The organism is Shewanella sp., assembly GCF_013214165.1.
GTDB lineage: Bacteria > Pseudomonadota > Gammaproteobacteria > Enterobacterales > Shewanellaceae > Shewanella.
In genome coordinates, this window is sequence record NZ_JABSSM010000036.1 from 26717 (window position 1) to 46821 (window position 20105).

Here is a 20105-nt window from a genome sequence, read left to right on the forward strand (position 1 = left end):
ACGCTCCCTGTTAATATTGAGTTATTGTGATTGCTGCCCCATCTGCAATCTGTTCAATTGAAAAATTAGCGCTTCCCAGTTGATTTAGTTGAACCAAGTTGTCATTACCTATCTGAGTAATATCGGCCTGATTGTGCCCACTAAGCTGGACGAGTTCGACTTCATTGTTATCACCGTATTGAGTGATGTTGGCTTGGTTATCCAGACCGACTTGCGCTAGCTCTATGCTGTTGGCCTGACCCGATTGCAGTAAGTAAGCCTGATTAAGTACACCCGATTGAACCAAGTTAATGAAATTACCTCGCCCGTTTGTTTCAAGTAGAGTTTGCAGAGTGATAGCGAGTTCATAATCTTCACTATCTTGGCGCTCTTGTGGCTCTTGGCTTTGAGCACAGAAGCTACTTGATAGCAGCATGATGATGGATAGAGCCTTAGTTAAAGCCTGCACTTAACACCCCTTTACGAGTTGCTTGTCATGACTTTAATGCGTAATGCTTGCAAAAAACTGCCAGTGACTCGCGGTGGATTTATCTGAACTGGCTAAATTTTTAGTTAAGCCAAATTTGATATCCAAGGTACGTATCGATGAAAAATGCCGCAATCGGAAGAAGGTCTATTTATCCAATTTATTTTTTTAAACATAAAAATAATTTTAATTGATTGAAATGTATGGATATTGTACTGACATTTTAACCGTATTGTTGAAATGTATAATCCTATACGGCTAGTAACAAAGTTGTAAAAAATGTTAACACTCTTTTAAATTTCGCATTTGTGTGGCAAAAATTCACGGGTTAATAAGTGCCGGTTATCATGCTGTGACTTTCGAGGCTTACTAATACCTCTTGGTATTAGGTCAAGGAATGACGCGGTAAAGGGATGAAGTACCGGATTGGAGAATTTTAAAGGATTAATAGGAAATCAGTTTATGTTGAACAAACTGTCACCTCTGGCGATTGCCATTGCAGGAGTTATGGCTGTATCTACGCCAGTACAAGCCAAATCAATTGCTAACCATGAATATGTGCAAGATTCGATTCTCGTTGTTTATAAAGATAATACCACTAAGAGTGAGCGAGTCTCGGCTCAGCGACTTGTTAGGGGCTCCATTCTGGATCTCAATGCCGACGGTATCGATGATAAATTCTCTCGCTTACTCGATGGACGCTTAGCTAAATTATCTCTACGTTCAGGTGCCAATATTGACGAGGCGATTAAGATCATCAGTAAACACCCTGCGGTTAAGTATGCTGAGCCAAACTATGTGATAAAGGCCATAGGAACACCGGATGATCCTGATTTTGTCTCTCTTTGGGGCATGAATAACACAGGTCAGGATGGTGGAACGGCCGATGCCGATATCGATGCGGTCGAAGCCTGGGATATCACCACAGGTGATACCAGTGTCGTTGTCGGTGTTATCGATACGGGTGTCGATTATAACCATGAAGATCTACAGGGAAATATCTGGACTAACCCTAATGAGATCCCAGGCAATGGTATCGATGATGACGGCAATGGTGTGATCGATGATATTCACGGTTACAGCGCCATCAATGATAGTGGCGATCCTATGGACGGTAACGGCCATGGTACTCATGTATCGGGCACTATCGGTGCAAAGGGTAACAATGGTATCGGTGTTGTGGGTGTTAACTGGGACGTGACTATCGTCGGTTGTCAGTTCCTCGATGCGAGCGGTTCGGGTTCTACCGTAGGTGCAATTGCCTGTATCGATTACATGACAGATCTTAAGATCAACCATGGTGTCGACATCAAGGCGACCAACAACTCATGGGGCGGCGGTGGATTTAGCCAGGCGCTGAAAGACTCAATTGACTCTGCAGGCGATGCTGGCATCTTGTTCTTCGCCGCTGCCGGTAATGGCGCGTCAGATAATGATGCGACTGCCAGTTATCCGGCAAGTTATGATTCAGATGCTGTGATGGCAATCGCCAGTACAGATCGAAATGACATGATGTCAGGCTTCTCACAGTGGGGCTTAACCAGTGTCGATATGGGGGCACCTGGCTCATCAATCCTGTCGACGACTCCGGGTAATGGTTATTCGACCTTCTCGGGTACCTCTATGGCTACGCCGCACATGACAGGTGCTGCCGCGCTGGTTTGGTCGATTAATCCGGATCTGAGTCCAGTGGAAATGAAGCAGCTGCTGATGGCGTCAGGTGATGCCAACGCCGCGCTAACGGGTAAGACAGTTGCCGGTACTCGACTCAACGTGGCGTCTGCGTTGGACATGGCCGATCCTTCTCCAAGTTACCGTTTCACTGCAACGCCCGTGTCTCAAACTGTCGAGGCAGGTTCAGCTACCAGTTACGACTTCAGTGTCGGCAGCGTGGCGGGGTGGGATGATACTGTTGCGCTAACCATAGCCGTTTCACCAGCATTGGCGGGCGTTACTCTGTCTAGCGACTCTGTGATGGCGGGTGGCATGTTTACCCTAGATGTGATGACTGCAGATAACGCGGCATGGGGCGATTATACGATTACCGTTTCCGGTGATGATGGCATGATCCAGAAGGACAAGTCAGTCTCTCTGACTGTACTGCCACAGGGTCTTGAAGACTTCACGTATGCCAATGACTCTTCTGTAGATATTCCTGATAACGACGCAGCGGGTATCAGCAGCACTATCGAGATCAGCGATGAGGTGCAGATCTTCGGCGTCGACGCCGACGTGAATATCAGCCATACCTGGAGCGGCGATCTGATCGTGACCCTGACTTCTCCGGCTGGCACTGAGGTTGTATTGTCGAATCGTGCCGGTGGAAGTGCCGATGACATCATCAATAGTTGGGATCTGAGTGACTTCAATGGTGAGATGCTTGCCGGTACCTGGACACTGTTTGTCAGTGATAATGTCGGTGTCGATACGGGGACATTAAATAGCTGGGGCATGGTGGTTGCTGGTGTCGGTGATGCGGCTCCTGCAGCCCCGGTCGCTAGCTTCGATCCCAGTGTCGATGGCCTGAGCGTAGCATTTACTAACACGAGTACCGATGCTAATGACGATATCGTCAGTTATAGCTGGAGCTTTGGAGATGGCGCTGTATCTGCCGATATGAGTCCTAACTATGTATATGCTGCTGCAGGGTCGTATTCTGTGTCTATGACTGTGACCGATGCCGAAGGCAACGAAGACACGGCTCTGATGGATGTTGAAGTATTTGAACACAGCATCACGGCTGCGGTTGCTCGTGCTAGAGTTTCACGCCGCGGTAGCGCTCTGGTCGATCTGACCTGGGCTGGTGCTTCTGGTGAGTCTGTGAGCATATATCGTGATGGCGTGATGATCAAAACCACAGATAACGATGCTCGTTACCGTGATCGTTTCACCGATGCACCAGCATCGGTTGAATACAAGATCTGTGAAACGTCTACTAGTCTATGTTCTGATCCAGTCACGGCTCAGTTCTAAACGAAAGATTCAAGGCACTTAGACGTGCCATAAGGAAACACTTCCTTGTTGTATTGCGGCCTTAGGGCCGCTTTTTTTTGCTATTTGTAGATGAAATTTGAGCGAGTTAGTCGTGATGACCGCTCGTCGACTGACTCGGGGCTTGGGACTTGTTCACTGTGATCGCGCGCTCGAGTTGAGTGATGATCTGTTTGAATTCTCCCCTGATATCCCTCATCTGAGCCTGTACCAGTTGGCTGGATTGTCTTAACGTCGCAGGCATGTTTTTTAGGTATTTCTTGCCTGTCTCGGTGCGGTAGAAGCTGGCGATATTTTTAAGCTCCTGCTCCTCGTAAGTACGGGTATAGAGCGCAATAAACTCTGGCTGAATCTGTTCCCAGTTGAGTCGCTTGTTAGCGAGCTCGATGGCTTGCTCCCTATATCTGGTTTCAATTTCTCTATGCGCTCTCTTTAAGGGCAGATCTTTCACCAGATGAGCGTAACTCGCCTTGAGTTGATACATGGCTTGGGGGATCACGTCTTGGGCTAAGGTGGCATCTAACACTGCTTGAGCAGCCGCTCGATGAGACAAACTGATTTCCTGCTTATCTGCAGCCAAAGCAGTATTCGAAAATAAGATGGCTAAGGTTAAAATATATTTCTTCATCATGACTCCTGATGAGCAGGAACCTAGTTCCTAAGAGCTAAGATCTAGGTTCCTTCATTTATTACTTCAGATCTGCCTGAATGGCCACACCGGAACTCGCTGACTCACTCTCTAGAGTGATGTAGTACCAACCTTCACTTGGGTTCGTCACTGTGAATGACTCACTGGTACTGGCAGGATTAGTCGATGATGCCGAGTAATATTGCGCGCTAGGCCAGCTAGTGCCGCCATATAGGCTCACATCACCCGTGCCATGGTCGGTCGTCACTTTGAGCTCTGTGGTACCTGCATCGATCCATATGGTGTAATAGTTCATGCCATCGGCGCTACAGATAGCCTCGGCGGATGTGAGTCGTGCGTCACTCATAGGGGCGAGTGTCTGACAGGCATCCTCAATATAACTCTTGGCCGGTGGTGTCACAGGCGGAATAGTGTCGCCTGCTAGGCTAACCTTGATGGTGGTGCCGCTATATTCGGTATCGGTATCGACCACTATGTAGCGCCAGCCGCTGTTAGCCGTCACTCGGATCGATTCCTCGTTCCCCGGGTTGGTCGAGCGGGCATGAGCATTGTCAGCATAGGCCCAGGTATCCGCATTGTAATACAGGCTGGCATCGCCGGTTCCCCCCGATGTCGTGATGGTTAGCTGAGTATTATCTTGCTCGACAAAAACAAAGAAGCTGCTTCTGCCGCCGCTAATACACTCATTTTTACCTAAGGTCAGTTCACCATAACTCATGGTCGCAGCGCCACAGTCGGCAGCTGGATCAGGCTCTGGCTCTGGATCTGGCTTAGGGAGAGTTCCACCACCCAGAGCCGGATCCAGATCGGCAAACACTTCTGTGGTGCTGACCAGCAGGTTGGCGCCACCAAATTCACCCGAGAGTGTCAGATAGTGCCAATACTCGTCCGGATTTAAGCTGATCTGAATCACCTCATGGTTACCCTTGCTTATGCCAAAGCCATCATTGGCTTCACCGCTCGCCCAACCAGTAGAGCTGTAGTAGATATCGGCATCACCCCAACCGCCACCTGTCTTGATCCACAGAGTCTGCTCACTCTTGTCGACGTTGGCGAAGGCAAAGCTGACGCTACCATCTTGAGAGTCGATACACTCCATGGGTTGATCGATCACCAGCTCGCTATCTGGGGTGTAACGATAGGCTTCATTGGTCACTGTACATGGCGAGTAGTCCTTACTTATTGTCGAGACAGGACCGGTCCAATTGCCTTCGGTACCGCTTGGGAGCGCCTCAATATCCGATGGGCCATGATCGACAATGCCGTTATCTAGGGTACTCAAACCACTGGTGAGCCAGCCGAGCCACTCGTTGTCATAGCGGCTGCCTATGCCATCTATAAGGGTTTGATATTCGGCGTATTGACCGTATCTAAGGTAGTCTAAGATCTGATCTACATCGGCTTTATGATTTTCAAACATGAAGCGCACCGCCAGGTAACCCCAGCGATAGATGCGGTCCTGACCTGAATCATAGTTATTCTTGAATATGGTTGAGAGCGGGAACTCTCGTGTTTCGCCTAAGGTGATTGCCGTGGTATTGGCGTCACGGTAAGAGATGTATTCGGCTAGGCCTTCTATCCACCAGATGGTGTCGGCCGAGAGCCCAGTGCTGAAATCTCCCAGCAAGTTATAGCGAGCATCTAGGTAATGTACGTATTCGTGTTGCAGGTTCCACACATGGAAATCGGGTCTGCGCCACTCGGCCTCATAGGCGATAAAGCGTGCCTGGTTTTTAAGGCCAGCTGGTGAGCCTTCCAGATACATGCCGCCATTGTTGGTGTCAATGCCGAAGAAGCTAGTGGCATAGGACTTATAATCACTCGAACTGTCGAAGATGACCAACTCAAGATCGTCATTATTATCGTCGAGAACCGGATTGTTCCCCGTGGATAGCTTGCTGTGGAAGTAAGCCTCCTGATCACCGAGCACGTCGCATGCCCATCTTGCCTGATCTTGGTAGAGGTCTTGGGCACGTATCTTCAGGGTGGGTGAACATTTCCAGTTGAAGGCTAAGGTCTCGGCTTCTAGCTGCGCCTTGAAGCCACAGATATCGTAGTAGTTACAATTACTGCGATCGTAATAATCGGCCATCTCGGCGGCGGCGATCCAGACCACTTTCGAGGCATCATTCTTATTGCTGCTGTCGAGTACCGCCTTGACTAAGGGGCTGACTCGGCTCTTCATCTCGGGGATGTGATACAGGCGAGACATCTCACGCACGGCATTGATTAGCACAAATTCGGCATCGGTACCGACCAGATGACGGTTGGCTAATTGGAAGTTATTCAGGGCATCGAGAATACTATGGTCCCTGGCAAAGAGCGCCTTCATTGGCTCATCCCACTGGGCGCGGAACAGGGTGGTGAATACCGAGTTCGCGGCGGCACTCATGCCTGAGTTAACTTCCCAGCTCGCATCGAAGCGGTTGAGAACCTCCTTGGTGATGTAGTTGAATTCGGCGCCGAGTCCAGTGGAGTCGATAAGGATCAGCGTTTCCCTCAATACCCCAGAATTTGCCGTAGAGGCGGTCCAGATGTTGCCATTGTTGAACAGGCCTGTTATCTGAGTCTTGATGTCAGATTTAACGGCGTTCGAGTAGACAGGCACATCGCTCGGGCGATAGTACTGCACATAGAGGGCGGCGCGCTGGAAATAGATCAAGGATTCGATACCCGTGGTATCAACTCCGGTATAGCCAGGTGCACGGTCACGCACGGCAGCGGCGACGGTACGCATATTAGACTCACTAAATAGCGTCCTGGCATCCGAGCCTGTCAGGTTGTAGAGCGGGCTGATGCATTGTGGATCTGAACTGGATATTTTTTTGACTAAGGCGTGGCCATCTAGGCCAAGGAAGCTGCTGCAATCTTGGGCGGCTTGGGGAGCCAGATCACCCAAGGGGCCAATAGGCGACTGAGTGTGTGTTGTTTGGAGCCTAGATGCACTTGGGTTAATTGAGGGCTGATAATCGGCGTTTAGCTGTTCCGTGCTTGCTTGTGTGCCGTAGCTTGTTACCAAGCTTAAGGCGACGACTAATGATGTAAGTCTCATGGGCTCTCTCCATTTATGCTTATTTTGTTTAATAGTTAGATGAAATTGGCGCTCGCACGCATAGTATCTAACAATTAAATGTCTTGCTTAGGTATCGGTGTGACATGGATAACATTTTGAATACAAAAGAAACAATTCTCGAGACATAGATCACTCAGGGTCAGTATTCTTATGATCACTCCAGATAGGAGCCTAAACCTTAAGCGTTAGGCCAGCTATCTTCAGGATGAGATTAACGTATAGATTTTTTACTAATTAGATGATTTTTTAGTGACTTTAAAGGGGGTAATAAGGTGCAGTTTGATTATTGAACCTTGACTGATGAGAGGGGCTTGAGTTAATAGATAGCAGCCACGCATTTCGAATCTATTGATTCGATTCATTAAGGGGTGTATGTATAACCAATCATAAATAAAATTCTAAACTGACTATGCCTAACGCCTCGCTCCCCCTAGATTATCTTCATGTTGATTTCGAGCACCCCGGCGACGCCGATGTGATGTTTATCAAGCGTTCCCCCTTGCCTGAACTGGCCAAAGACCAGGTATTAATCAAGGTCGCCTATGCCGGTATCAACGGTCCCGATGTCGCCCAAAGAAAGGGAGCCTATCCGCCGCCTAAAGAGGCGAGTCCTATCTTGGGCCTGGAAGTGGCGGGAGAAGTCTGTGCTCTTGGAGCTGAGGTGAGCCAATGGCAACTTGGTGACAAGGTCACGGCCTTAGTGCCTGGTGGGGGCTATGGCGAGTACGTGGCCACTCATTCCTCCCATTGCTTACCTATCCCTAAAGGCTGGACTCTGGAGCAAGCCGCCGCTATCCCGGAGACGTTCTTCACCGTGTGGGGTAACCTGTTTATGCGAGCGGGGTTGCAATCCGGAGAAACAGTGCTTATTCATGGTGGTTCGGGCGGGATTGGTAGTGCGGCGATAGCCTTAGCTAAAGCATTCGGAGCTAGGGTCATAGCCACATCGGGCAGCGATGACAAATGTGATTATTGTCTGAGCATTGGAGCCGATTTAGCCCTCAATTATCAGGATGATTTTGTGCAACCTGTGATGGAATACACCTCAAATGTGGGCGTGGATCTGGTATTCGATATCGCCGGTGGGGATTTTATTAACCAGAATTTGAAGGCGTTAGCCGTCGATGGCCGTATGGTGTCTGTCGCCATGCAAAGAGGGCCTCAGGCGCAAGTGGACATATTCAGGATCATGGCTAAGCGTATCACCTGGACAGGCTCCACATTGAGGCCTCAGAGTGTCGCGGCTAAGGCCAAAATAGCTTCAGAGTTACGGCACAAGGTCTGGCCATTACTGGCGCTAACTCGAGAGGGTGACGTTAACACTAATAAGCTAGTGCCAAATATATCGGCTCGATTTTCTCTCGCTGACAGTGTCGCTGGTCATCAACTGATGGAGTCGGGTCGGCACAGGGGAAAAATAGTGTTATCGGTCCATGGAGAAGAGCCTGATTGAAATATTTTTTGTAATATCGCCGAAATATACCTGTCATCAGGCTAGTTCACTATAGCTTATGGGCTTGCGTGGTTTATTTATTGTGGATTAAATTATTTTTAGACAGAAAAACTTGAATAATTGCGGCTTTAAGCTAAATTCGATATTGACTGAGATATTCAAAATGTGTTGATTTAAGGGTATTGGCATATATGTATAACACCACAAAAACACCAATATGGTATGGCGAATTAAGAACGGCTCGAGGCAATGTCATCGTCATTCATGATAAGCAGTTTCCTGAAGCTAAAGCGGGTCGTATTTATCTTTATAATGCGGTGAGAGATACGATAATCGAGTATGCCGAAGAGATAGTCTCGGGTAATCTGCATGATCTCGATAAGGCAAGGACCAAGGCTGCCGAAGATGCCTATGGTGCAGCCTGGAATTCGGCGCGTGCTGAATTTATGGAGAAGCATCAGGGCTGGGTCGAGGCGAATGCGACTAAGCATAAGCCTCTCATTACCAGGGCAAAGGCTAGATCAAAAAAGCGAAATGAGGTCGATAGGGCCTCATCAGATAATGAGCCTGGCTCTGGGAGCCTGGACAGAGAGTTTGCTAATGGCTGGTCCGGCGGGCTCGAAGAATAAATTGTTGAAGGCCTGTTGGTCGAAAGAGCTCTTTGTCGAAAGAGGGTTTGGACCTAGCGCCTAAAGCCTAGGCGCTTTGCTAACTTAAAACGTCTGAAATTCATAACGACTGATATGGTGGTACACCTCTTCTGGTTTTATCCAGGGATCGGCCTCCAGAGTGGGCTGATTGGCACCGTTGGGCAGTTGTTGCGGCTCGATACAGATGGCGTGATGTGCTTTTAACTCCTTGCCGCCTTTGCCAGGATTCCCCCCAAGGTAATTAGCTCCGTAAATCTGCACACTGGGCTGATTGGTATATAGCGTCATACTTCTACCGGTCTCAGGTGCGCTGAGGCAGCCAAAGCGAGTCATTTCTGAGTCTGAACCGCTTGTTAGGTAGCAGTGATCTATTCCGGATGTGGAGACAAATTTTTCATCATCTTGGGCGATAGAGAAGGCTTTAGCGCGGCGGAAATCTAGCAGAGAACCCGAAGCATCTTTCATACCTGTGGGAATACCTGATTCGTCCAGGGTGAGCATGCTGGTGGTATCTATCTGTAATTGATGCTCTGCATTACTGGTTGAATCACTGCCTTCAAGATTGAAATAACTATGTTGAGTCAAGCTAATGGGGCAAGGCTTATTGACTGCGGCAAAGATTTCCATATAGAGATTATTGCCTACCAATCGATAATCTAACTGCACGTTACAGATCCCCGGGAAGCCCATATCACCATCGGGACTGACTAGATTAAGGCGAACGCCATCGGGGAGTTGGCCCATATGCCAGTGTTTACGATTAAAGCCCTGACTGCCCCCATGGAGGCAATGACTCGCCTGATTGATATCTAAGTCATATTCATCTTCACCGAAACTCATCTTGCCATTGGCTATGCGATTGGCATATCTGCCGGCAATGGCACCTAAGTGAGCGTCTTGTTTGAGGTAATCTTCGATAGAGTCACAGCCAAGCACGATATTACCTCGCTCGCCATGACGATCCGGGGTCCACAAGGAACGTATGATCCCGCCTAAGCTCAATACTTCCATGGCTATGATGCCATTATCTATTCTGACGCGTTCGATTTGACCACCGCGGGGATCGGTCCAGGAGTCTAGCGGGCGAAAACGTACCATGGGATATCCTTATATTGAATTATGTGCCGTCAAAATTTTGCTTCCTAGGCCTTAGGCTCTGGATGCCAATAACCTGAGTCTGTTAATAAACCTCTTGATCTACTCGGGTCGCTCCAGCACTGGCCGAACACAGGTAAACGGTGGCCTCTAAACCTGTCTTTGTTGCATATTGACTCTCAATCGCTTCGACCACTGCATCGGTCAAGGCATGATCCACTAACGCAACGATACAACCACCAAATCCTCCACCTGTCATTCTCACGCCACCGCGGTCGCCTATGACTCGTGAGATGATGTCGACTAAGGTATCGATTTCTGGCACTGTGATCTCGAAATCATCACGCATAGAGGCGTGGGATTGAGCCATCAGCTCGCTTAATTTAGGAATATTGCCCGCTTCTAATGCATGGCTGGCATGTTGGGTTCTGCGGTTTTCCGTCAGTACATGTCGTGCTCGCCTATAGCTGACATCGGACAGCTCAGATTTAGCGGCTTCAAGTTGGCAGAGATCGACATGCCGGAGGCTTTCAACGCCGAAGTGATCGGCGACGGCTTCGCATTGCTCGCGTCTTAAGTTGTACTCAGAGTCGACGAGTCCGCGCTGAACATTCGAGTTCACTATGATAAGGCTCAGGCTATCGGGAATATGCACCGGCTCACTGTCTAAGTCTTCACAATCTATCAGCAGGGCATGATCTTGCTCGCCCAGGGCGCTGATCATCTGATCCATGATGCCGCAGGCGCAGCCTACGTATTGATTTTCACCGCGCTGAGCCATCTGGGCTACGGCAAGGGGCGAGAGCCTTAGTTGACTGCAATCATTGACTGCGGTGCCGAAGGCTACCTCTAAGGCCGCCGATGATGACAGGCCTGCGCCTAAAGGCACAGTGCCGACCACTGAAATATCGAGTCCTTTAGCCGAGAGTCCGGCCGCTGCCATGGCTGCAGTAAAACCCTTTAGGTAATTTACCCAGCCGTCATCAGGATCCATGGTGCCTTCCTGACCGAAGGTCCACTCTTTTATTTCACCGGGGAAGGCATCGGATACGGCGCGATAGAGACTATCATCCCGACGTTTTACTGCAATAATCGTATGAAAATTGATGGCGGCGGGCAAGACGAAGCCGTCATTGTAATCTGTATGTTCTCCGATCAAATTTACTCGGCCTGGAGCCAGATAAAGATCGTCTGCTGTTGTGCCAAAGGTTTGCACAAATAACTTGTTCGCGCGCTGTGCGGGATTCGACATGCTTTAAAGCTTCCCATATAAATTGTTTGCTCAATAACTGCCTTTAGGCAGGCGTTTAAATACGGCACTTGTTGACCGCTTAATCTTGCTTGGTCGCTAGCTTATGTATCGCCAGCTAAATATGTAAATAAATATGACATAGGTTTTTATAGCATGAGTAAGCCGAGGCTGTAACTGAGTTTTTTCGACATTGCTATGCAAAACAGACTAATTTAAGCCGTTTATAGTGTTTTTTACCCTTTATTATGGGTTAACCCTTAGGTTTGAGGTGATATTTCAGCATAGAAAAAAGAGCGATGGCTCAGCAGTAACACTCGCTAAGCTCGCTCTATTTAATCAAGACACAGTGGTTTAGTCTTATCGACCTAGCTCTGGGTGGCTGCGCTAGGTGTGACGACTTGAGAACCGAAGACAAATTTACTCAGTTACAGGGTGACTGAGCTGTATGGAAAAAGCTGGCGTGGGGGGCTGCTTTATTCACTTCAAAGAGGGTGTGATCTTGCCAACGTTCGGCAGCGAAGGCGAGCTGAGAGACTAGGCTCAAACAGACAAGGCCGGCGGTTATCAGGCTAGAGGAGTTGGCGCACCCTAGAGTGGCTATATTATTTGGGCTTGAGTCTGTATTGGCTTGGTTCACAGCAAGGTATTTCCCATCTTATGCGATAGGAAATACCATACTAGATTGTTAGGATGATGTATGCAATTCCGGTTTTTCTCGAGTGTAGATTAAGACTTATGCTTGATCTCTGCGGCGTTGGATCGTGCCACATGGGGCTCTGGTAGCAGATCCTTGACCACATGATCGACAAAACCGGCACCGGCGGCTTCATAGAGGTTATAGATACTGTGGACGCCAGACTCCTTTAAAGACTCCCCATCTTCAGTATATTGCACGATAGCACTTAGCTTGCCCTGGTAATCTAGCTTGCGTAGTTGTTCGGCGGCAAACAAGTTACCTATATGGTGAGGCATGGCTAGCAGTACCAGTTCCAGGTTGGGAGCATGTTCGAGTTTCTCCCAAAAATCGGTATCCGAGGCATCTCCCTGAACCACGTGACGCCCTTTGCTCTGATGATAGTCGACCAGCTCCTGTTTATGTTCTATGCCTAAGATCTCGCCATCGAACTTGGCTGCTAATTCATCATAGGCGCCGCGGCCTATTCGTCCCATACCTAAGATTAGAAAGCGCGGATTGCCTACTGGGATCTGACGATCTTCAGGGTGAAGAGGATGCTTTTCAAGCCGCTGTAATCGGCCCTGGTACTTCTGATATAGACGACTGGAAATTGCATTTAAAGGTGCCGCCAACAGAAAGCTGATGCTCAAGGCGACAGCCAAGATCACCATCCATTGTGGGGGTAGCCAGCCTTTGCTGGTGGCTACCGCCGCGACAATCAAGCCAAATTCACTATAGTTACCCAAGTTAAATGAGGTCATGAGTGAGGTACGGGATCTGAGTTTGAAACGGGTCAGCAGATAGATGAACAGGCCTATCTTCAATGGGATCACTAACACTAAGATGGTCGCCAGACCAATGTCTGAGAGGCTAGGCAGGCCGTTGAGACCCACAGTCAGGAAGAAGGCGACCAGGAAGAGTTCCTTAAAGTAGAACAGGGACTTTGCCAGCTCGGAAGACTTGGGGTGACCCGCAAGTAAGATGCCGACGATCAGGGCGCCTAGGTCGGGTTTAAGGCCGACGGTTTCAAATAACCAGCCACCGAGAACCAAGGCCATGACCAGGCCAAATAGTACCAGGAGTTCACCATGACCGACACGGTCGAAAGCCTTGTAAATTAGTGGTCTAGCAAAGGGGAGTAGCAGTAAACCTAAGGCCCACACCGAGGGGATATCCCCCTTTGAGATCGTCAGGAAGGCGACGGCGAAGATATCCTGCATGATGAGAATACCTATGGCGACCCGTCCATAGAGAGACTGCATGTCACCCTTATCTTCGAGTACCTTGACCGCAAATATGGTACTGGAGAAGCTCAAGGCGAAGGCTAGCAGGGCTAGCTGATTGAAATCTAGGCCGGTGAGTTGATCTAGCCCTATCATGCCTAAGAGCTTAAGCAGTGGGATGAAAAATAGCATAGATCCCATCATGTGTAGACTCGATCCTGCCCAAACCTCGACTTTAAACAGGCTCCTGATGTCTAACTTCAGGCCGATGGCGAAGAGTAACAGGGTGACACCTAATTCGGCGAGTTGCTCGAGCAGGGGCAGGCTAGATTCATCTATGCCAAACATAAAAAGTACAAAACCCGCAACGAGATAGCCTATCAAGGGTGGCAAGCCGACTCGGCTGACAAGCATACCACAGGCCAGAGTGATGATTAGGATGGCGGGTTCCATGTTTCTCCTGAATGGGTTTGAGTTAACTACCTCTTATTGTATAAGAATTTGATGAAGTTTAAATAAATATTATGCCAAAGAAGAACAAGCTAGATCTTAAGATCTAGCTTGTTGGACCCGTATCACTGGCTCAAGAGGAGATCTAAGTGCGTGGAAAATGCTGCAGGCTTCATAAAGCCTGTGACTCTTAAGTCGTCCCGGATCTGGCCAGATGCGTCAAACATGAGTAGCGTAGGCAGACCCAGCACATCATAGTGTTCCATCAGTTCGATATCGATATCATCAATCTTGGTGAGGTCGGCCTGCAGGAATACCAGCTTAGCCAGACGCGCCTGAACTTGAGGATCTTTGAAGGTGATGTTCTCAAATTCCTTACAGGCTACACACCAATCGGCATAGAGGTCTAACATCACAGGCTTGCCCTGAGCCGCGGCTTTTGCTACTTCGGCGTTTAAGTCATCCAGCGACTTGATGCGCTGATGCGATATGTGTTGCCCTGAGACTGCCGATGCACCTGGGCCTTGATGACCTAAGTGGGTCATCACAGCCTGAAAGCCATAGGAGAAACTGGCGAGTAACATCAAGGTCAGCAGAACCGCACGGGTCGTTTGCTTCCAGTTAAACTCGGTGAGCTTGTTTTGGTGCATCAGGTAGCCGACTAAGGTGACTCCCCAGATGGACCAGAAGATATCTGAGACTAGCCCGGGCCAGATCCGGCCTATCATAACGATAGAAACGGCGATGAGCAGGAAGCCAAACACTGTCTTGATGACATCCATCCAGTGGCCGGCTCTTGGCAGTAACTTTCCGCCTGAAGTGCCTATGATCAGCAGAGGTAAGCCCATGCCCATACTTAACACATACAGTGCCAGGAAGCCTTGCAATAGGTCACCAGTCTGAGCCACATACATGAGTGCGCCGGATAGGGGAGCAGTAGTGCAAGGTGAGGCGACGAGACCCGAGATAACCCCCATCATGAAGACGCCAATCACATTGCCGCCTTTCTGGTTATTGGATAACTTGTTCAGCTTCTCCTGCCATTTGGACGGCAGTTTTAGCTCATAGAGGCCAAACATCGACAGGCTGAGGACGAAGAACAAGATGGCCAGCACTATCAGTACTGCTGGGTGTTGCAGCGCAGCTTGATACTTCATTCCCGCCGAGGCGACCACGAGTCCGAGCAAGGAGTAAGTGATCGCCATGCCCTGGACATAGACCATAGACAGGCTGAAGGCCTTGGCCGTAGACAGTTTCTTGCCCTGACCGACTATGATCCCGGATAGGATAGGATACATGGGGAACACGCAAGGGGTCAGTGCCAAGCCGATACCGAGTCCGAAGAAGATGACAAGAGTCCACAACAGACTGTCACCGGACAACATCTGGTTTAGGCTATCTTGCTGGGTGATAGGATCCTGTGAGCTTGTCGGGTCTGTAATAACTTGGGTATCAACAAGTTTTTCACCTGTGGCAAGCTCGACCTCGAGTAAGCCGTCATGGGCTTCGACCTTGCTGAGTAAGGCGGTTTTTTGGGTCGGTGGGAAACATAGCTTGCCTTCGGCGCAACCCATAAAAGTGACGTTAACTGTGCCACCTTCGATAGCCTCTCGGATGGCGATGGGGATCTCGACATAAGAGTAATAGACCTCCTGCTCGCCAAAATACTCATCGGTGTGATCTTTTCCCCGTGGAATAGATATCTCACCCAATGTTGCACCATCGGCTTCAAATTTGAGCTTGTCGCGGTACATGTAATAGCCATCGGCAATGACCCAACTGACGGTGAGCCGCTCATCTTCTTGTTTGAAATCGAAGACGAAGGCTTCATCGACAGGCATCAACTTAGGTTCACCTTTGAGGAAGTCGAACTTATTGCTGCTGAAGATCCCCTCACTGTGAGCTAACGGCGTTAACAGTAGGGAAGTAAAGATTAATGAAATAGCTAAGGTGACTAATTTTTTCATGGTTGCTTGGTTTCTTGTTTCCATTTAATACATAGGGTGAATCAATATAACTAGCGTTTTTTTGTGTTTATTCTGAATTAGTTAAGTGCTAGTCACTTCATTTACCCAGTTGATATATTCAGGTAAGCCATCATTGATTGCTATGGCAATGATTTCGGGCACTTGGTAGGGGTGCCGCTGGCTAATGGTTTGCTCTAAAACTGAATAGCAGGCTTGGGTGCATTTTATCTGTAACTGATATTCCTGCTCTTCACATACCTTATCTTGCCAAAGATAAATAGAACAGACAGGTGCCGATATCTGTATGCAGGCAGCGAGTTTTTTTTCGATTAATTCTTTAGCCAGCTCAGTCGCGCTCTCTTTTGAAGGAAGAGTCGTGATGACTAACAGCAGTTTGTTTTGCATCTTATCGCCTATTATTCAAGCTAGATTAAAATTGCGTTAAGCTAGTATTGTTACACTATTCGTTTCATCAAGCTCAGAGAGGTTGAATTTTCTGCGGCGGTTTACGTCCATTTTAGGGACATACTCTACGACTTTTAATTAGCGCTTGCATTAAGACATCGCTAAAATAGTGAGCTTATCGGTGAATAGTCCTGTCGGCCCTGGCGAAATTGCCTATGTTGTACTTGAAAATAGACCCGAAAACCCCCATTTAGGTTTCATATTGGGTAAAATAATATTTATTCACCGTCAGTATTTGTGAGGTCAGTGTGTTTTTTATTTTATTAGTTATTTTCGTGCTGGTGCCAGTCATTGAACTGAATGTACTGATCAGTGTGGGTGAATCTTTAGGTAGCTGGACTACCGTAGGCTTGGTCTTCTTCACTGCTATCGTCGGTGTCTCTCTGGTTCGCAGTCAAGGGATCAGCACCTTAATGCAGGTACAAGAGAAGCTGGCTAAGGGTGAGGCGCCTGGGCAAGAAATCGTCGAAGGCATGATGCTGGCGGTCGCCGGTTTACTGCTCTTGATCCCAGGATTCGTTACCGATTTTATCGGTCTGGTGCTCTTGACGCCCTTCACCCGTATTCCTGTTGCCGGTTTTCTCTATAAACGTATGCAGGTGAAAGTTGCCGCCAATGGTGGATTTCAAGCAGGCTTTGGTCCTGGTGGTCCAAATGGAGGCTATCAAGGAGGCAATCCATTCGGTGAACAGGGCCAAGGACCTAGTCAGGGCAGGAACCCAGAAGGTGGCGATACCTTCGATGGAGACTTCGAGCATAAGCCCGACCCCAGTGACAAGCGTCGCGAGATCCATCATATCCAGGATGAAAATAAGGAAGATAAGAAATAGCAACTAAGTTGCGTCGTCTTAGCTTTTTAACTTATTCTCTTTCGGATTCTTCGGATAAAAATACTCTTGTTTGCTGTTTATGTGGCTAAATTTTCGCGTATTCTTGTAGGGGAGTTTCATAAAACCAGATACACCTTTGCCCTGGATCTTACCCACATGACTCAATATTCTGTTTAGGCTGGCGCGAAATTCCGTCTGTTTTTTTGGGTTGAGTAATCTTAGATAGCTGTGGACCTTCATATGATTAGGCAACACCTCGAAGATGATGCAGCCCGTATGGTGGATCTTATTTATCCAGGCCAACTCGGTCATTATCTCGGGGGGGAGTTCAAGGTTTTCGTCCGGATCTCTGCCATCTTCGAAGTAGGAGTGCAGGCGAGACTTATCTTCCAGTGAAGGGGCACTGCCGACCTCAAATGGCAGCTGCTGCTCAGAGTCGTTATCGAACGGTGTGCTAGTGTCATCCCGTTCCAGATGGAGTGTGTCCCTGGCATTGAAGAAACAAGCCTTGAAGACACCAATGCGGCGAATGCCTCGGGCCAGAGTCACCATGTTATTAACGGCTAGTATTAGTGCTTGTTTCTCATTGGCCTTGTAGAGAGCCAGATTTGAGTCGATAAAAATACCGCTTTCTCGCCAATGAATCGCTAAGCCTCCGACTATCGAATATTGGCTTATTCGCCCCACGGCAGCGATAAAACCTTTCTCTGTGTCTCCCATGCCCGCCATGAAATTACGGTAATATTTTTCCAGTTGCAGGTCGTCCATCTTCTCGATGGGATCTTCGGTGTTGTGCTCCTTAAGGAATGACTTTCTGGAGCTATAGATCACCGTTTCTACATCTCGGCCCTCAGAGAGCTCCCAAATAGGTATCTGTTCAATTAATGCAGGCCTGGGAATATCAGGCAGAAGCAGCCTATGGCTGTGAAGCATACTCTTGAGGAAGTAGTCACCGGCACGCTTACGCTGCTCCGGGTCATCACTGAGCATGCCGTCTAAGGTTCTGGCCAGCTCCACCGGGAGGCCGATTGAGGTGGCTTTTATGACCTTGCTGCCAAAACGGCTGGATTGTCCGGATGCGATGGCATAGAGGGTCGCCGCCACGCCTTGCTCATCGAAGCGAGTGCTGGACAGGGCACCGCCCAGCTGCTCTTCACCGATAAAGTAGACATCGCCCATCCTGGCGTTGGTATGCTGATGATCACTGGAGAGCAGGTCCATGACGTTGCCATTGACCGGATCCCCTTGAGCGTCTCGTTGGGCGAACACGGCTGAGCCCCAGTCTATGAGGGAGAGATGATTATTTTTGACGTCGTAGACCAGATTCGAAGGCTTGATATCACCGTGAACTAAGGGACGGCCATGATGAAGATATTGGAGTACATGGGCAAGCTGCCTGGCGATACTCATCACCATATGAGCAGGTAAGGCACCTCGTTTGAGGCAGAGCTGTTCCAGATCTTCCCCCGGTGCCCTGGCCATGACTAATATTCCCTGCTGACCGGCATGGGCAAACTTGATGGCGGGTGGGACATTAGGGTGCTTGACCTGAGCCAGCATGAAGGCTTCCTCTTCCAGCCTGTCTTGCACATTCTGTGGCAAGGTGACCCGAGAGAATTTAAATACATGGGACTCACCCTGAGGATTTATCCCAGCGAACACGAAACCATAGGCACCTTTACCTATGAGCTCTACGCCGGCATATCCCAATTTCCCCAATTGTTGCTTACATAACCTTATCCAGGCTCTGTGCTTTCGTGCATCGTTAGCCTTGAGCAGATAGATGGATTGCTCTTCAGATATATAGAAGTGCTGCAGTTGAGGAGTGGGTTCAGGAGTCGTTTTTTTTGATGTGGCCATTGAGGTAAATAACGCTCATTCGCTGAAGTAAGATCGACAACCAGTATAGATCTAATGCTACATAAAATGCGAGGCTCATAGCGGTCAGTCAGTTAATCTGTGACAGCCGCTTTTTCAACACGCCGCCTAACCCAGTATCTTGAGTGAGTTTGTCGAGTTAGCTATCTTTAGATAGATTTTGTCTCCTACGGCATTTTTTCGGGACCGTTATTGACCTAAATCAATTCAGCTTGAAACCTTGGGATGTAATCTTTCAGTTAACTAAACTCACAACGAGTCGGTTGCACGAATAAATTAGCCTCAAGCCTTGCTGCGAGGCATCATCGAAGAGGAGGGCATATGCCAGAGATGGATAAGGCCCAATTAATTGAATTACTGGATTTTCCCAGAAAACGCATCTTACAATCTATGGAGCTGAACGCTTGCCCTCATGCTGGTTTTTTCAATAGCAGCGATGAGCAATGTCTCAACTGTTATCAAGGCATGGAATGCACCTGGATGAACCATAATGATGAGTTGATCGCGGTTGAAGAGAAGTCGGTGAAAGAGATTAAGCAGCAATTGCTTATCGCCGTCGATTTTATCGACTCTAACCTCACACCGCATCATCTGTCGAGACGAAACTGCGAATGTGATAATTGTTCTTGGCTGAGGAAGACGCAAGAGCTGTTGGCGATAGCATATTCTGACTAATCTATGAGAGAAACCAGGCCGATTGCTTGAGTCTTATTTGCCTCGTACTCAAGCATAATCCCAAGCCCTGAAGCCAAGCATTTACGTTAAACATCTAAGCTAGGCTTTACATACGAACCGAGTTCCTATTAGAGTATCGGCCAATGATAGCTCCTGCTCCTCAGCCCTTGAGTATTTTGGGTACCGGGCTGAAGGCAGACAAATAGGACTGCAATATGGAACCCGGTTTTTGGCATGACAAGTGGGATGCAAAGCATCTAGGTTTTCACTTGGGTGAGGTCAATGCACTATTGATAAAATACTGGCCAGAAT

General features: G+C 48.6%; 14 protein-coding genes and 1 pseudogene. 6 read left to right on the top strand and 9 right to left on the bottom strand.

Annotated features, from left to right (window positions below; genetic code table 11):
* Positions 1-10 precede the first annotated feature (10 nt).
* The gene (locus HRU42_RS12050) at positions 11-448 is read right to left on the bottom strand and encodes a curlin (protein ID WP_295031447.1); all 438 of its coding nucleotides are present in this window, start codon (positions 446-448) and stop codon (positions 11-13) included.
* Between the two features lie 480 nt (positions 449-928).
* Between HRU42_RS12050 and HRU42_RS12055 the strand changes: the two genes are divergently transcribed.
* A complete protein-coding gene (locus HRU42_RS12055) occupies positions 929-3439 on the top strand; it encodes a S8 family serine peptidase (protein WP_295031449.1) in 2511 nt (836 codons plus the stop codon).
* A 106-nt stretch (positions 3440-3545) separates the two neighbouring features.
* Here HRU42_RS12055 and HRU42_RS12060 read toward each other — a convergent pair whose 3' ends face one another.
* Positions 3546-4085, bottom strand: coding sequence for a DUF2059 domain-containing protein (locus tag HRU42_RS12060; protein ID WP_295031451.1), 540 nt, complete (start codon positions 4083-4085; stop codon positions 3546-3548).
* A 61-nt stretch (positions 4086-4146) separates the two neighbouring features.
* Positions 4147-7158 carry a M9 family metallopeptidase gene (locus HRU42_RS12065; protein WP_295031453.1) on the bottom strand — a complete coding sequence of 1004 codons (3012 nt, stop codon included), beginning with the start codon at positions 7156-7158 and terminating at the stop codon, positions 4147-4149.
* Positions 7159-7588: 430 nt separating this feature from the next.
* Here HRU42_RS12065 and HRU42_RS12070 point away from each other — a divergent pair, with 430 nt between their 5' ends.
* Positions 7589-8632: an NAD(P)H-quinone oxidoreductase gene (locus HRU42_RS12070; protein WP_295031455.1), complete on the top strand. Its 1044-nt coding sequence runs from the start codon at positions 7589-7591 to the stop codon at positions 8630-8632.
* 191 nt (positions 8633-8823) lie between these two features.
* Positions 8824-9261, top strand: a complete 438-nt coding sequence (locus HRU42_RS12075) for a hypothetical protein (protein ID WP_295031457.1) — start codon at positions 8824-8826, stop codon at positions 9259-9261.
* Between the two features lie 84 nt (positions 9262-9345).
* Here HRU42_RS12075 and HRU42_RS12080 read toward each other — a convergent pair whose 3' ends face one another.
* The 5 genes from HRU42_RS12080 to cutA all read right to left on the bottom strand — a co-directional run bounded on the left by HRU42_RS12080 (position 9346) and on the right by cutA (position 16350).
* Positions 9346-10380, bottom strand: coding sequence for an aldose epimerase family protein (locus HRU42_RS12080; RefSeq protein WP_295031459.1), 1035 nt, complete (start codon positions 10378-10380; stop codon positions 9346-9348).
* Positions 10381-10462: 82 nt separating this feature from the next.
* Complete coding sequence (gene galK / locus HRU42_RS12085; RefSeq protein ID WP_295031461.1) at positions 10463-11629, bottom strand: galactokinase; 1167 nt, start codon at positions 11627-11629, stop codon at positions 10463-10465.
* A gap of 726 nt (positions 11630-12355) precedes the next feature.
* Positions 12356-13981, bottom strand: a complete 1626-nt coding sequence (locus HRU42_RS12090) for a cation:proton antiporter family protein (RefSeq protein WP_295031463.1) — start codon at positions 13979-13981, stop codon at positions 12356-12358.
* A gap of 122 nt (positions 13982-14103) precedes the next feature.
* Positions 14104-15945, bottom strand: coding sequence for a protein-disulfide reductase DsbD (locus tag HRU42_RS12095; RefSeq protein ID WP_295031465.1), 1842 nt, complete (start codon positions 15943-15945; stop codon positions 14104-14106).
* An 81-nt stretch (positions 15946-16026) separates the two neighbouring features.
* Entirely contained in the window at positions 16027-16350 is a 324-nt protein-coding gene (cutA, locus tag HRU42_RS12100; protein ID WP_295031467.1) for a divalent-cation tolerance protein CutA, read from the bottom strand.
* A 308-nt stretch (positions 16351-16658) separates the two neighbouring features.
* Between cutA and HRU42_RS12105 the strand changes: the two genes are divergently transcribed.
* The gene (locus HRU42_RS12105; RefSeq protein ID WP_295031469.1) at positions 16659-17240 is read left to right on the top strand and encodes an FxsA family protein; all 582 of its coding nucleotides are present in this window, start codon (positions 16659-16661) and stop codon (positions 17238-17240) included.
* A gap of 18 nt (positions 17241-17258) precedes the next feature.
* On the opposite strand, the gene HRU42_RS12110 is transcribed toward HRU42_RS12105, so the two are convergent.
* The gene (locus HRU42_RS12110; RefSeq protein ID WP_295031471.1) at positions 17259-19100 is read right to left on the bottom strand and encodes a protein kinase; all 1842 of its coding nucleotides are present in this window, start codon (positions 19098-19100) and stop codon (positions 17259-17261) included.
* A 339-nt stretch (positions 19101-19439) separates the two neighbouring features.
* On the opposite strand from HRU42_RS12110, the gene HRU42_RS12115 reads away from it, so the two are divergent.
* Positions 19440-19793, top strand: a complete 354-nt coding sequence (locus tag HRU42_RS12115) for a hypothetical protein (RefSeq protein WP_295031473.1) — start codon at positions 19440-19442, stop codon at positions 19791-19793.
* 215 nt (positions 19794-20008) lie between these two features.
* Positions 20009-20105, top strand: a pseudogene (locus HRU42_RS12120) (thiopurine S-methyltransferase); the annotation flags it as partial.

Bases quoted from the DNA above. Each gene is read 5' to 3' on its own strand.
- HRU42_RS12055 (WP_295031449.1), top strand. From the start codon at position 929: ATGTTGAACAAACTGTCACCTCTGGCGATTGCCATTGCAGGAGTTATG.
- HRU42_RS12060 (WP_295031451.1), bottom strand. From the start codon at position 4,085: ATGAAGAAATATATTTTAACCTTAGCCATCTTATTTTCGAATACTGCT.
- HRU42_RS12065 (WP_295031453.1), bottom strand. From the start codon at position 7,158: ATGAGACTTACATCATTAGTCGTCGCCTTAAGCTTGGTAACAAGCTAC.
- HRU42_RS12070 (WP_295031455.1), top strand. From the start codon at position 7,589: ATGCCTAACGCCTCGCTCCCCCTAGATTATCTTCATGTTGATTTCGAG.
- HRU42_RS12075 (WP_295031457.1), top strand. From the start codon at position 8,824: ATGTATAACACCACAAAAACACCAATATGGTATGGCGAATTAAGAACG.
- HRU42_RS12080 (WP_295031459.1), bottom strand. From the start codon at position 10,380: ATGGTACGTTTTCGCCCGCTAGACTCCTGGACCGATCCCCGCGGTGGT.
- galK (WP_295031461.1), bottom strand. From the start codon at position 11,629: ATGTCGAATCCCGCACAGCGCGCGAACAAGTTATTTGTGCAAACCTTT.
- HRU42_RS12090 (WP_295031463.1), bottom strand. From the start codon at position 13,981: ATGGAACCCGCCATCCTAATCATCACTCTGGCCTGTGGTATGCTTGTC.
- HRU42_RS12095 (WP_295031465.1), bottom strand. From the start codon at position 15,945: ATGAAAAAATTAGTCACCTTAGCTATTTCATTAATCTTTACTTCCCTA.
- cutA (WP_295031467.1), bottom strand. From the start codon at position 16,350: ATGCAAAACAAACTGCTGTTAGTCATCACGACTCTTCCTTCAAAAGAG.
- HRU42_RS12110 (WP_295031471.1), bottom strand. From the start codon at position 19,100: ATGGCCACATCAAAAAAAACGACTCCTGAACCCACTCCTCAACTGCAG.
- HRU42_RS12115 (WP_295031473.1), top strand. From the start codon at position 19,440: ATGCCAGAGATGGATAAGGCCCAATTAATTGAATTACTGGATTTTCCC.